Raw genomic sequence first — 14,009 nt, 5'->3', positions numbered from 1 at the left:
AGGGGGTCCCTTTTCAGATTGCCGCGGGGTCCCTTTTCATCTTGCCGCTACCACTCCTACCGTGCCACGTAGGTGCTGCGGGCCAGAACCGTCCCGTCCACGTCGGTCGCCACCACGATGGGGTACTCGCCCGGCTCCAGCGCCGGTCGCTCGGTGAACAGCACGTAGTGGCCCGCAATCGCGTTGGTCACCAGGCCGAACGCCCAGAGTGGAGGTTTCTCGAAGGTGCGCACGAAGAAGCCCCCGGTGTCCGCAGACACGGCCTGCAGGCCGTGCTCGAACGTGTGATAGAACGCCTGCGTGACGTCGATCGTGAACACCGACGCACGTGCCGCCTGCAGCGCGGCCTGCGCGGCTGCGTAACCGTCGGTGTCCGACTCGAAGCCGTGTCCGATCAGGATGACCGACTTCGAGCCGGGAAGGGGCTCCAGCGCTTCCCCGACCCGGCGCAGGGCTTCCTCGATATCGAAGATCTCCCGCCCCTCCGCCTGGCTGAGGCTCGCCAGCAGGGAGATCTCGCCCCGCGGCTCGAGGACCGGCGGGCGTCCGGTTCTGACCTCGCCGGCAAGGAGGGTTCGGACGCGGTCGAGATCATTCGTGAAGTCCGCCCAGATCTGCAGGTGGAAACCGAACGACAGCACGGCCACCCGATCGGACGGCGTGACGGCCGCCAGCAGCCCCTCGCTCTTCCGCAACATGCGCAGCAGGCCATAGACCCGGCTTCGCAGCAGGCGCGTGCTGTTCTGCACGACGAAGACGATCAGCCGGCCGCGGCTCTCCCCCACGCGAGCACCGGGACTCCCCGGGTCGGGGCTGGGACGGTAGTAGGTATCGAGCATTTGGCCGATCTCCCCCACGCGAGCGCCGGGGCTCTCCGGGTCGGGAGAGTCGGCGGCGTCAACTGCGCGGACGGCCTCTACGGCCGCGCCCTCGGCCTCCTCGCTCCCGACCCACAACGCGGTCTCCACGCGGACCGGCTCTTCGTCGATCCGCACCTCGAAGTCCTCCGGCGTCAGTCCCGGAATGGGCTGGCCGTCGTCGTCGACCACCCGCACGTCGATGACCACGCGGGCGACCTCCACCCGCTCCAGGAACGGCTGCGGCTGGGCGGCGCTCTCGCCCGCCGCGAGCAACAGGAGCGCGGCCAGTGCCGCCGCCCGACTCGACGCCGCGTCCGGCCGCTGGGCGGCCACCAGCACCGGAAGGCGGACGACGCCCGACAGAATCGCCATGACGTGCCTCATCCTGCACCTCCTCGTCGTGTGTCCATCCCGTGCGGGTCGCTCGCCTTCACGGCCGACCGGCCATTCGACGGTGAATGTCCCCGCCGCGGTGCGCCCGCCGTCCGCGCGCCGGCGGCGGACCGGGGGGACGTCGCCCACGGGTGAAGCAGCGAATCGAAGACCGGCACCTCAACGTTCTACGCGGTGTCCACGCCAGGTCGATAGCCACCGAGATACGCTGGCACACATATCGAATTTCGATAAGTCTAACCACGGGACCTATCGAATGTCAATGGATCCCGCGGGTCTCGATGCAGCCGGTTGCAGCAGGGCTGAAGAGCGTATGCCGATCGCCATGTCGCCACTGACGGTGTACAGCTCGAGGTGGGCGCCGCCGGCGGCGGCGATCCCGCGAATCGCGCGGCGTCCTCCCTCGAAGACGGGCGTTTGGCGGGACGGGTTATCTCGGCCGACGAGGATGGGAATGTCGGAACGCAGGTCTCCACTGAAAGACCGCGCATCCAGCTCGAATCCCGAGCCGTCCGGCACCGTCAGGAGGATGCCGCCCGAGTGCGACCGCAATTCGTAGCGGCCATCGGCTGCGAGCGCGCCGTCGAAGGTCACCGATCCCGATACCGTCTCCACCGCGACGCGCCGGGACTCGACCCCTTCGAGCGCCACCGCGCCGTCGAAGGACTTCACCTGCAGCCGCGGTACCCGGACCCTCTCGATATCGATGCGCCCGCTGACGGTCTCGGCGGTCAGGACCTCGTCGCTGCGCACGTCGGCGATCTCCAGATCGCCGGAGGACGTCTCGACCGCCACCAGCCTCGCCAACGACGCGAGCCGCCCGGCGCCACTGACGGTCTTCACGTGCGTCTCGCCGTCCACCCCTTCGACAGTCACGTCGCCGTCGAACGACTCGACGGCGACCGCGGTACCCCGGGGTACGGTTACCAGGTAGTCCACGGCCACGAACGGTTCCCGCCCGCCGCCGCTGAACAGGCTGGCCAGCGACTCCAGAAAGGAACGCCGGTGCCGCGGGTAGTCGGTTTCGACGACGACCCGGTTGCCACGCTCCTCGATGTCGATCTCGACGCGGTCCAACGCATCGGTGGCGGTGCTGCCGCGGCCGGCGACCCGCTTCGTCGCCCGAATCGTCAGGTCGTCACCGTCCACCCCGGTCACGGTGATGTCGCCGCTGACGTTGCCGAGCGTGAATCGCCCTCCGGGTTCCATCGCGATGACGCGAACCAGCTCCTCGGTCTGACCCGCGGCCATACCGGCTGCACCGATCAGCACGACGGCGACGAGAGAGATTCGCACGTTCTGTCTGGTCATGGTGTGTTTCCTCCTACTCCTCGACGCGCAGGACCTCCGCGGGATCTATCCTCAGAGCGCGAGCGGCGGGCACGCCGATAGCGACGGACGCTACCAGCGCGAGGCACGCCGCCGCCCCCGCCAGCGTGACGAGGTCCACGCCTCCGGCGCCGGAGAACTGCGCCTGGAGCAGCGGCGCGAGACCGCTTCCCAGTCCGGCGCCGAGGACGACGCCGGCCGCCACCAGCTTCACGCTCGTCCCCCCGGCAACGAGCCGAACGATCTGGAGCGCTCGAGCACCGAGCGCGACACGCAGGCCGATCTCCGGGGCGCGCTGCGCCACGACGTAGCTCAGGGTGCCGAAGAGCCCGATACAGGCAAGCGCCAGGCCGACGGCTCCGACGAGACCGCTCACGAACGCCGCAACCCGTTCCGGCAACAATGCCGTGTCGACCGTTTCCGACATCGTTGTCACGCTCACCACGGGCACGGCGGGATCTATTCGCTCGATGGCCCGTCGCGCGGCGTCGGCCGATACGCCGCGCATATGAAACGTGACCTGTGAGGAGTACACGTCCTCCATGGACTGGAACACGAAGGGAATGGCAGCCTCTCGAAACGAAACGAAATGCCCATCTTCGACAACGCCCACCACGGTCGACCTGCCCACTCGCCTGCCGACCGCATTTTGACCGGACCAGAATCGCCGGGCGAACGCTCGATTGACGAGCACCGCATTCCGCTCCCCGGGCTCGAGGTCTCGACCTCGCACGAAAGGCACTCCCATCAGGCTGATGTATCCGGGACTGGCGACGCTCGCGTTCACCTCCATGTCCTCTCCAGCCCTGGGTTGATACCCATCGACGGCGAAAGAACGTCGTTGCGTCCGGAGAGAAAGGAACGGCGCCCTCGATACTTCGGCCGTCGGCACCTGCTCCAACGCTTGCCGGAGATACGCGCGGCCGCGATCCTCGGAGAACCCGGCCGCCTCCAGATCGACCGCGACAAGCACCAGTTCGTCCGGGTCGTAACCGAGCGGTAGTGCGTATGCACTCACGATGCTGCGTGCGAACATCCCCGCGATGATCAGGAGGAAAACGGCGGCGGCGGCCTGCATCGCCGTCAGCGCGTTACGAAACCTCGTCTGAAGGAACCTGCCGAGACGAAGCCTGGGTTGGGTTGCATACAGTGCCGGAAGCAACCCCACCGCGAGGCCGACGCTCGACGACACCACCAGCGCGGCAACAAGGAGTCGCCCGCTGAGCTCCAGATCGAGCTGCACGGGCAGGGGAAGGTTTGGCAGCAGCAGCGTCACGAATCGCATGGCAGCCGACGCCCCGGCAACGCCCAGGCACCCCCCAACCAGACCCAGACCGAGGCTCTCGACGACAACCTGTCGGATCAGCCGCAACCGGCTCGCGCCCAGCGCCTGCCGAATCGACATCTCGCGACGGCGAACCGACGCGTCGGCAAGCAGGAGGCCGGAGATGTTTGCACAAACGATGAGCAGCAGGGTTACGACCAACCCGGTGAGTACGGCCAGTGCGCCAACCACGGGCCCCGATGCGAATGCTGGAAGGCGTGCCGCCTCTGTGGCCGTCAAGGCCCGCGACTGTCCCGAAAGCCCCGTCCACGCCCCGGGGTACGACTGATGGAGACGTCGAGCGACAACCTGCAGGGCGGCCCGTGCGTCGCCAATCTCGACGCCGGCGCGCAGTCGGCCCACTATGGAGTACCCACGATTGCCACGCCCTTCCTGTCTGGCGTCACCGAGCCGCACCAACTGCTCGAAGGCCAGGGGCAACCGGACGTCGACGCGGAATAGGCCTCCCGTGGTCGCCAGCTCGACCGGCGCTACGCCCACCACCGTGAAGGGTGATCCGTTGATGACGATCGCGCGGCCCAGCACCGACGGATCGCCACCGAACTCCGACAGCCATACGCCATTGCTGATTACCGCGACCGCGGCGGTCTCGACCGCCTCGAACCCACGCCCGTGGACGGGCCTCAATCCCATCGTATCGAAGTAGTTGGGCTCCACGAGCTGGGCGGACATGACCCGGGTCTCGCCTCCGATACGCACGCCGACCGAAGTGCGAGACGTCGCAGTGACACTCTCGAACACGTCGCGGGTAGCGTCCCGAATGTCGAGGAAGTCCGGATAGGAATTTGCTCCCGGCCGCCCGCTGGAGAAGTCGCTCGTGAACATCGCGACCAGACGCTCCGGCTCCGCGCCGGGGACGGGGCGCAGAAGCAGAGCGTCGACCAGCGCGAGAATGGCGATGTTCGCACCGACGCCGACAGCCAGGACCGCGACCGCCACGACAGCGAGAACCGGGCGTGCGAGCATCCGGCGAAATCCGTGCCGCAGGTCGCGCCAGAGATCCTCGACGACACGGAAACGCTGTACATCGCGACACTCTTCCTTGACCGTCTCCACGCCCCCCAGACGGGCGAGCGCCGCGCGGCGCGCCTCCTTCGGCGCCATGCCGCGGCGGATGTTCTCCTCGACCTCTAGCTCCAGGTACGCCCGCAGCTCCGCGTCGAGCTCGCGCTCGATGCGCTCGCGACGGAACAGATTCACCAGGCGAACGGCGGAATCCCGTAAGCGGCTCATGACGATTCCTTTCAATGGATCGGCTACGACTTCCAGGACGCCAGCCCTTCCCGACCAGGCGACCACTGAGCCGAGCGCCGCCGTAGACCGCGCTCGGAGCGCCTACTACTGGCGCAAAGCCTCCATCGGCGAAACCCGGGCGGCCCGTCGCGCCGGGAGCCAGGAAGCCAGCAGGGCCGATCCGGCCAGCAGCATCGGGGCCAGAGCGAACACCAGCGGGTCGAATGTGCGGACCTCGTAAAGGAGGCCGGCCAGCAGACGGGCGGTCGCCACCGACAACAACGCGCCGAACAACAGCCCCGCGCCGGTCATCACGAGCCCCTGTCGGAGTACCAGCCAGAGCACGCCGGCGCGTTGGGCCCCCAGTGCCATGCGCAGGCCGATCTCTCGCGTACGCTGGCTGACCACGTACGACTTCACGCCGTAGAGCCCGACCACGGCGAGAAACAGCGCCAGGCCGCCGAAGGTGGAGAACACGGCGGCGCCGGCCTGCACCGCCCAGAGACCGGCGCTGGCGGCCCGGAAATCCTCGAGGGTCTGCAAGGACAGGACAGGCAGGCGCGCGTCGAACCCGCGCACCGCCTGCCGCACCTGCTGCAGCATCGCGGTTGCCGCCGCGCGGCCCGGCTCGGCCAGCCGCACGTGGAGGTTCATGTTGGCGCGATACTCCGCACCGGCGGGCATATAGACGTGCGGCGTCGGTTGCTGGTCGAAGATCCGGCTACGGCGACCCGGCGCCACGCCGACCACCGTCAGCGCGTCACCGAGCTCGCCGTTGCGCTGGCGCAACCGGACCGCCTGCCCGAGCGGGTCCGCGCTCGGCCACAGCGCACGGGCCAGGGTCTCGTCGACAATCACGGCCGGCGACCCGCTGCCGCCCTCGGCCTCCGCCCGAGTGAATTCGCGCCCGCGCAGCATCGACAGACCCAGCGCGCGGAAGTAGTCGTCGGCCACCAGGGCGAACGATGCCCCTCGCTCTCCCTGATCGTCGGCGCCCACCGGGACGGCCATGCGGCCCTCGGAGAAGGAGCCGAACGGCACCATCGACGCCATGCTCACCGCATCGACCCCCGGGAGGGCGCGCAGCCGGGGCAGCAGCTCGCGGTAGACAGTGCGCGCCTGCACTTCGTCGTACCCGGCGAGGCTCGGGTCGGTCTCCAGCAGCAGGCCGCGTTCGAACGCGAACCCGGGGTCGGCGCTCGACGCCGCGACCGCGCCTCGCAGGAAGAGACCGCCGGCAGTCAGCAGCGCGAGCGACAACGCGACCTGTCCCACGATCAGCAGATCGCGCGCCGCCGGCAGACCCCGTCCACGGCGGGGTTCGGGGTTCGACCGCTGCTTCAGGTCGCCGACGATGTCGCTCCGGGTCATCTGCCAGGCGGGCCCCAGCCCGAAGAACAGCGTGCCGAGGAGGCAGAACCCGAGCGTGCCGAGCAGGACCCGCCAATCCACGCCGATACCGGAGACCGCGACCGCGAACGGCAGGACGGACTCGATCGAGCGGGCGAGCGCGCCGGCGGCCCACACGGCGACCACGAGACCAACGGCCCCGCCGCCGACCGACAGCACGAACCCTTCGGTCAGCAACTGACGCACCACGCGGCCACGCCCACCGCCCAGCGAGAGCCGGATGGCCATTTCCCGGCGACGTGACGCACCCCGGGCCAGCAGCATGTTGGCCAGGTTCAGGCAGGCGATCAGCAGCACCACCCCGGCCATACCCAGCACCAGGGCGGACAGCGCGGCGAACTGGCCATCGGTAGCGGGCCTGGTCGGTACGTCCAACCGCGGCAGCGGGGCGGCGCGCAGCGTCCGGTCCTCGTTGGTCGCCGGATAGGCCCGGGAGAGTCGAGCGGCGATCGCCTCCAGCTCGGGGGCGACCGATTCGACCGAATGACCCGGCCCGAGTCGACCCTTCACCGTGAGCCTGTAGTTGTCGCGCTCGCGGAGTGAACGGCTGGGCGTGCCGGCGATGTCGGTGGCCACGGTTCCGTACAGCCCGAGCGGAAGCCATACCTCCGGCCGAAACAGCACGGACGAGCCGGTGAACCCGGCCGCCGCCACCCCCACGATGGTCAACGGCTCGGCGTTCACGAGAATCGTCTTCCCCAGCATGTCCGGCCGCCGCCCCTCGCGAGCCCAGTAGTCGTGGCTCACTATCGCCACGGGGAGGTTGGCGCCGGGCTGCTCTTCCGCCGCGGTGAACGTCCGGCCCAACGCGAGCGGCACGCCGAAGGTCTCGAAGTAGTTCGCCGTGACGGCGTCGGCCCATACCCGCCGCGTGGCCTCGCCATCGCCGACCCCGACCAGGGTCAGGTTGTGCGCGGCCAGGTTGGCGAACGCGGCTGCCTGCGCCCGCAGGTCCTCGAAGTTGGGGTACGAGAAGGGACGGTAACCGCCCGGCGCGGTCGTCCGCTCCACGTAGACCCCGACCAGCTCGCCGGGCCGGTGGATCGGCAACGGTTTCAGCAGCATCGCGTTGATGATGCTGAAGATCGCAGTGTTGGCCCCGATGCCGAGCGCAAGCACGATGATCGCCGTCGCGCTGAAGCCGGGATGCTTCAGCACCATGCGTACGCCGTAGCGCAGGTCCTTGAGCAGGTCTTCGACGTGGCGGAAGGTGAAGACATCGCGACACTCTTCCTTGACCGTCTCCGCGCCCCCCAGACGGGCGAGCGCCATGCGGCGCGCCTCCTTCGGCGCCATGCCCCGGCGGATGTTCTCCTCGACATCCAGCTCCAGGTACGCCTGCAGCTCCGCGTCGAGCTCGCGCTCGATGCGCTCGCGGCGGAACAGATTCACCAGGCGAACGGCGGAATCTCGTAAGCGGCTCATGACGATTCCTCCAGGGATCCGGCAGGAACGCCCTATCGATTATCGATAAGTCTAGCCCTTGCCGTATCGAATGTCAATAGATCGCTCCGGCGCCGCCCCCCATCGCACCACCGACCACGGCGATGCCGGCAGCCCCGAGCGAAGCCCGCTGCGTCCGGTCGAACTCGATCAGCGCCCGCTGGTAGTCGAGAATCGCGCGCAGCTCGGCATCCTGCGCGTTGGCCAGATCGCGCTGCGACTGCAGGACGAAGAAGTTGGTCGACAGGCCGACCTCGAACTTGCTCTCCTCCGCCTCGAGCTGTCGCTCGGCCAGCTCCCGCGACGCCGTCGCGGCCTCGATGCGCTCCCGGATCGACTCGATCCGCAGCGCCGCGTTGGTGACCTCGCTGGCTATCCGCAGCTCGATGCGGCGAATCTGGGTCCGATTCTGCTGCAGCTCCAGCCGGGCTCGTTCGTACGCGGCCCGGTCCGCGCTCCGACCGAGCGGGTAGCTCATCTGCAGTTGCACGCTCCAGACCGGGTAGTCGGCGTTGGCGATGCTGTCGAGCGCATCCCGATAACCTCCCGGGATCACGCCGCCGGCGCCGCCGAAGAGGTCCTCGAAGCTGTTTCCGGCCGGAACCCGGCGGGGACCGCCCTGACCGGTCAACTGGTAGCTCCCGACCAGATCGAGCGCGGGCAGGGTGCTGTTGCGGAGATTACCGGCCGTCGCTTCGTTGACGTCGAGCTGCCGGCGCGCACGGGAGATATCGGTGCGCCGCTCGAGCGCCCCGCGAATCGCCGCCTGCAGGTCGATGGGCGTCACCTGTATCCTCGGTTCGTCCGTGGGGTGGATCTCCGCGTTCCACAACGCATCCGAGGTGCCTCCCACGATGAGCTCCTTCAGGGCCAGCTCGCTGGTGCGCTCGGTCTCGACGGCCAGCGCCAGCAACTGCCGGCGCGCCGCGGCCTCGGACTGCGCCGCCACGACGTCGATCGGCGCCATCGTGCCAACCTCGACGCGCACGCGATTGTCCTGCACGAGCTGCTCGGCCAGATCGAGTGCCTGCCGCTGCACGCCTGCGGCGGCCCGCGCATAGAAGAGCTCCCAGTAGGCCAGGCTCACGTCGGCCAGCGTGTTGACGACGGTCTGCGCGAGGTCGATGTCGGAGATGTCCCGGTTGATGCGCGAGACGACCAGTTGCGTGCGCCGCGCGTCGGTCCGGAAGCCGCGCAGCAACGGTTGCGTGTACTGCAGCGTCATGTTCGCGCCGAAGCTCGGGTTGAAGGTCGAGAAGATGTTGGTCGACTCCGACCGCGTGCTGTCCCAGGTGACGTCGTAGCGGCCGCCGCCCCACTTGACCTGCTGGCCGACGCCGAGGTCGTAGGTGCCCCGGTCGCTGACGATGGGCTGGCCGCGCAGCCCGCCGCCGTCGAACACGAAGCGGTTGGGCGTGGTCTCCTGGTTGAAGTCGAAGCCCGACGAGGCGACGGGCAGGAACGCCGCGCCGGCCGCCGCGACACGCATGTCCTGCACGAGCGGGACGATGCGCTGGACGGCGATGTCGAGGTTGCGTTCGAGAGCGCGCTGGACGGCATCGTCTAGCGTGAGGTCGAAGCGGCGGACCGGCTGCCCGGCCCGGCTCGCCTCCCGTGCGACGGCGGCAACCCGTTCGCCGACAACGGTGTCGAGGGTCTGGGCATGGGTCGGGCGCGGTGCCGCCGCCAGCAGCAGACCCGCGATGAGCGGCCCGCATACGAAGGCACGAACCGGTTTCCGCAAGAGCACCCTCCAGTCCGGAAGTCCAACCCGGCGTATTCGACCGAGGAGCGCCGCAGTCCACGTTGGATGCATCGCCGCTCGCATGCAGCGGGGCTTTCGCCAGGGGCTGTCAGTCATGGGCCGAGCTCCCGGGATGCGGACTGCACCTGCCATCGAAGAGGTGAATCTCCCGCCTGGCGTGCTCCGCGTAGCGCGGATCGTGGGTCACCATGCAGACGGTCGAGCCCTCGTCGTGCAGCGCCTGCAGCAGCCCCATCACCGCCTCGCCGTTCTTCGAGTCGAGGTTGCCGGTGGGCTCGTCGGCCAGCAGGATGGACGGCTGGCCGGCCACTGCCCGCGCCACCGCCACGCGCTGCTGCTGGCCGCCGGAGAGCTGACTCGGCAGGTGCTTCGCACGGTGCGCCATCTCCACCCTCTCGAGCGCCTCGGTCACCCGCTCGCGCCGTTCCGGACGCTTCATGCCGCGGTAGGTGAGCGGCAGCTCGACGTTCTCGTAGACCGTCAGGTCGCCGATCAGGTTGAAGCTCTGGAAGATGAAGCCGACCTCGCGGTTGCGGGTCCACGCCCGGTCGGCCTGGCTGAGCTGCGCCACCGGTTGGCCGTTCAGCGTGTAGTCGCCGGTGGTGGGCGAATCGAGCAGGCCGAGGATCGACAGCAGCGTCGACTTGCCGCAGCCCGACGGACCGGAGATGGCGACGTACTCGCCGGGGTGGATGGACAGATCGATGCCGTCGAGGGCATGCGTCTCCACCTCGTCGGTGTAGAAGATCTTCGAGACGTTCTGCAACTGAATCAGGGCCTTCGCTTCGTTCATCTCCGCATACCTCCGTTTCAGACGTGACGTTCCTGCTTCCGGACCGGTCTCCCCCTTGCTCGACGCGGGAGAGCGGCCCTAGTCCATACGCACCCGATCGAACCGATCCCAGGTGGACATGTCGGACAGGACCACGCGGTCGCCAGGCTGCAACCCGTCCAGCACCTCGATGGCGTTGACAGAGGCACGGCCCAGGCTCACCCGCATCCGGGACGCGTGCATGCCGTCCGCCTCCACCCTGAACAGGCTGACGACGCTCTCCTCCTGCCCGAACACCGGCCGGCCGACGAAGAGGATGTCGTCCATCCGCTCCAGCTCGATGGTGCCGTCGACCGTCAGGTCCGGGCGGGCGCCCCGCGGCAGCGCGCCGTCGAGGGCGACGTCGACCGTCACCGTCCCGTTCTCCACCGCCGGGTCGATGCGGGTGACGCGGCCCGGGATGACGCCATTGCGGGTGTCGATGGCCGCCGACTGGCCGATCTGGATGTCCTTGGCCTGCGTCTCCGCGATGCGCAGCTCGGCCTTCAGCACGGTCGGATCGCCTACCCGCGCGAGGTTCGTGCCGGTAGCGACGCGCTGCCCTTCCTCCAGCGGCACCTGTTGCAGGACGCCGGGCATCCCGGCCCGCACGTGCAGGTCGGCCACCTGCTGCCGCCGCAGCTCGTACAGCGTCCGCAGCCGGTCCACCTCGGCCCGCTCCACCGCGAGCTGCGCCTCGACGGTGTCGGTGGCCATCTGCAGCCGTTCCCGCTCGAGCGCGTAGCGCGTGTCGAACTCCTGCTCGGCGGACTGCGACTGCTGGAGCTGCAGCGACGAGACGAGGCCCTGCGTGAAGAGCTGCCCGTCGGCGTCCGCCTGCAAGCGGGCCGTCTTCAGTTGCGCCTCGGTGGTCGCAAGCGTCGCCCGCTGGTCGAGGAGGTCGCGCTCCACCTCCACCTGCCGGTTGCCGTAGCGCGCCTCGGCCGCTTCGAGATTCAGCCGCGCCTCGAGCGCGGACTGCTCCAGCTCGGGGTTGCTCAGCTCGAGGATCACCGTGGCGGGGGCGACGAGGGCGCCGGGGCGGATGACGATCCGCTCGACGGTGCCGTCGGTGGTGGCGGGGATCCAGCGGATCTGCTCCGGGACCAGCGTCCCGGTGCCGCGCACCTGCCGGATCATCGGGCCGCGCTGCACCGTGTCCAGATAGAGCGTGTCGCGGTCGACGCGCGGCGCGGCCGGTTCCAGGCGCGAGACCCGCAGCGTGACGACAGCCACCACGATGACCGCGGCTGCGGCGTACAGAGCCTGGCGCCGCTTCTTCTTCCGTGCGAGATCGGGTCGAGAGATATCCATGGTGAGCACCCCCGTCATCGTTTCCGCGAGCCCCTCTGACTCCTATCGGATATCTATATAATTCCACCAGACCTATCGAATGTCAATAGGAATTCATGTCGACCCTCAACGCCGTTGCCGTGTGTCGCCGAGCGTGACGAACCGCCCCGCCGCGGCGGGGTCGCGTGCGAAAACGGTGCGGCCAGGGGAAGTGGCTGATGACAGCCACCGGTTCGTCCTCGGTCCAGACGTCACGCCGGAACACGCGGCCGACGGACGGCGGCACGCGGAGGCGTCTCGAAGACGCCTCCATCGATGCCCGTCTCGGCCAGCCGCACCACGGCGGCCGGGGTCAGCGCGACCAGCAGCGGCTGCAGCCAGTCGGCGAGAAGCGCGCCCGCCGCGCCCGCGGCCAGTGCCAGCAGCAGGCTCTCGGTCTGTACGCGGTCGCGTACCCCGGGGCGCATCCTCGAGGCCCCGGCTTGACACAGGGTTTAGTTAAATGTAAACATCGGCAGTGTGCAGTTCTGAGCCTGCGGCGACGGGAGCATGGGGTCGCGTCGTCTGGGCTGTCGACGCGTCAGGGCAACGACCCGCCCTGGAGTTCTTTGAGCAACTGAGCGAGGAAGAGGCCGCCAAGGTGCAGGTGTTGTTCGAGAGGTTGGCGGAACGCGGTCGGATCACCAACAAGACGCAGTTCAAGAAGCTGGAGAACCGGAAGGGGCACGCGATCTGGCAGTTCAAGCGGCACCAGATCAGGTTGTTGGGCCGCTTCGCCGGCAAACAGTTCCTCGTGGCTCACGGTCTGAAGAAGAAGCAGGACAAGCACCGATCAGCCGATCTTGATCGGACAGCAAGGATTCTGACGGAGCACTTGGCACGCCACGAGCAGGGAGGATGACGATGACGGGCGAGGCACGCTCGGGACACCGCGGGGAGAGGTACGAAGCGCTGCTGCGTCAGGAGCGCCTGATTCTGGACGTGACCGAGCAACTGGCGGGGGCGCTGGAGAGCAGCCGCGTGACGCAAGCGGAACTCGCGCGACGCATGGGCCGAACTCCCGGCTTCGTGTCGCAGTTGCTGGGCGGGGGGCGAAACCTGACGCTCAGGACCATTGCGGACATCGCCGCGGCGTTGTCGCTCCGACCGTCGTTCAAGTTGTCCTCCAAGCGGATGCCTGCGCCGGCGGAGCCGTGGGCGGCCATCGAGTTACACGAAGACACGCACGAGATCAGCCACTGGAGCCTTCGGAGGCCGCAGGTTGCGACGACGGTGCAACAGATGTATCCGGGCTCGAGGCCTGGGAGAAGTACCAAAAGGCCCCCAATGGCCGCGGTTGCTTAGGGAGGCGGGAAGACCGGCGTTGATGAGGCCAAATGGTTGACCTGAAAAGAATAGTCTCGGTCATCCAGATCGAGAGCGTGAGGCTTTGCGAGTCGTACTGCCGTTCTGCAGTGCAGCCGGACGAGACCGCCGACGCGATAAACGTCAACATCTCGCGCAAGACACCAGTCGTCAAGGAACCGACGGATAATCGATCCTTGCGGGTCGAGACAGCCTTCTCGTTGGAAGTGCGCAGCGCAGACGACGACGAAAGGCTCCAAGCGGAGATCCGGGCCACGTTCGAGCTGTCGTACGCGATTCCTGACGAGGAGAGCTTCTCGCCCGAGGAGTTGGAGGCGTTCGCGGAAGGAAACGCGGTGTTCAACGCTTGGCCGTACTGGCGCGAACTCGTGCAGGCATCGCTGGCGCGGATGTCGCTGCCACCTCTGACCTTGCCCGTTTTCCGAGTGGTCCCTGCAGAGAGCGCCGACGAAGCAGAAGACGACGAGGACGAATGACCATGCGCAAGCCGCCAGGGGCCGGGGAAGACAACCATCGGCGACGCCAGAGCCGAGTGCTTGGACGGCGGCCGCGGAACGACGGCAAGCCGGTCGCGAGTACCTGGCCGGGTACGTCCTGGTACACTGCTGTCCCATAGAACTCCAAAGTAGAGCGGCTTGAACCCTCTGTCTTTGATAGAATGATTCTGCTACAAATCGTTCAAAAGACAGGAGATCCAAGCCGTGGCACATCATAACACAGTCTTCCGCCAGCTTCTCGATTTGCTTCCCCGACATGAATTCG

General features: G+C 68.1%; 11 protein-coding genes. 3 read left to right on the top strand and 8 right to left on the bottom strand.

The window, feature by feature from the left end:
• Positions 1-56: 56 nt before the first annotated feature.
• The 8 genes from F4X11_01910 to F4X11_01875 all read right to left on the bottom strand — a co-directional run bounded on the left by F4X11_01910 (position 57) and on the right by F4X11_01875 (position 12,349).
• Complete coding sequence (locus F4X11_01910) at positions 57-1,244, bottom strand: hypothetical protein (protein MYN63777.1); 1,188 nt, start codon at positions 1,242-1,244, stop codon at positions 57-59.
• A 258-nt stretch (positions 1,245-1,502) separates the two neighbouring features.
• A complete protein-coding gene (locus F4X11_01905) occupies positions 1,503-2,564 on the bottom strand; it encodes a DUF4097 domain-containing protein (protein ID MYN63776.1) in 1,062 nt (353 codons plus the stop codon).
• A 13-nt stretch (positions 2,565-2,577) separates the two neighbouring features.
• A complete protein-coding gene (locus F4X11_01900; GenBank protein ID MYN63775.1) occupies positions 2,578-5,160 on the bottom strand; it encodes an FtsX-like permease family protein in 2,583 nt (860 codons plus the stop codon).
• A 105-nt stretch (positions 5,161-5,265) separates the two neighbouring features.
• On the bottom strand, positions 5,266-7,995 hold the full coding sequence (locus F4X11_01895) for an ABC transporter permease (GenBank protein ID MYN63774.1): 2,730 nt from the start codon (positions 7,993-7,995) through the stop codon (positions 5,266-5,268).
• A 73-nt stretch (positions 7,996-8,068) separates the two neighbouring features.
• Positions 8,069-9,910, bottom strand: a complete 1,842-nt coding sequence (locus tag F4X11_01890) for a TolC family protein (protein MYN63773.1) — start codon at positions 9,908-9,910, stop codon at positions 8,069-8,071.
• Complete coding sequence (locus F4X11_01885) at positions 9,867-10,571, bottom strand: ABC transporter ATP-binding protein (GenBank protein ID MYN63772.1); 705 nt, start codon at positions 10,569-10,571, stop codon at positions 9,867-9,869. Before F4X11_01885 ends, F4X11_01890 begins: the two co-directional genes overlap by 44 nt.
• Before the next feature lie 78 nt (positions 10,572-10,649).
• Entirely contained in the window at positions 10,650-11,903 is a 1,254-nt protein-coding gene (locus F4X11_01880; GenBank protein MYN63771.1) for an HlyD family efflux transporter periplasmic adaptor subunit, read from the bottom strand.
• A 230-nt stretch (positions 11,904-12,133) separates the two neighbouring features.
• Positions 12,134-12,349 (bottom strand): hypothetical protein, encoded by a 216-nt coding sequence (locus tag F4X11_01875; GenBank protein ID MYN63770.1) that lies wholly within the window; start codon positions 12,347-12,349, stop codon positions 12,134-12,136.
• A gap of 50 nt (positions 12,350-12,399) precedes the next feature.
• On the opposite strand from F4X11_01875, the gene F4X11_01870 reads away from it, so the two are divergent.
• The 3 genes from F4X11_01870 to F4X11_01860 are packed head-to-tail and all read left to right on the top strand — an operon-like array spanning position 12,400 to position 13,723.
• Positions 12,400-12,783 (top strand): hypothetical protein, encoded by a 384-nt coding sequence (locus F4X11_01870; protein ID MYN63769.1) that lies wholly within the window; start codon positions 12,400-12,402, stop codon positions 12,781-12,783.
• Entirely contained in the window at positions 12,780-13,226 is a 447-nt protein-coding gene (locus F4X11_01865) for a hypothetical protein (GenBank protein ID MYN63768.1), read from the top strand. The genes F4X11_01870 and F4X11_01865 overlap by 4 nt, the downstream gene beginning before the upstream one ends.
• A 32-nt stretch (positions 13,227-13,258) precedes the next feature.
• Positions 13,259-13,723, top strand: coding sequence for a hypothetical protein (locus F4X11_01860; protein MYN63767.1), 465 nt, complete (start codon positions 13,259-13,261; stop codon positions 13,721-13,723).
• The last annotated feature ends 286 nt before the right edge of the window (positions 13,724-14,009 follow it).

It is taken from the genome of Acidobacteriota bacterium (assembly GCA_009861545.1).
Lineage (GTDB): Bacteria > Acidobacteriota > Vicinamibacteria > Vicinamibacterales > UBA8438 > WTFV01.
Note: the sequence above shows the minus strand (reverse complement) of the source record. Positions and strands in the feature narration are given on the sequence as shown.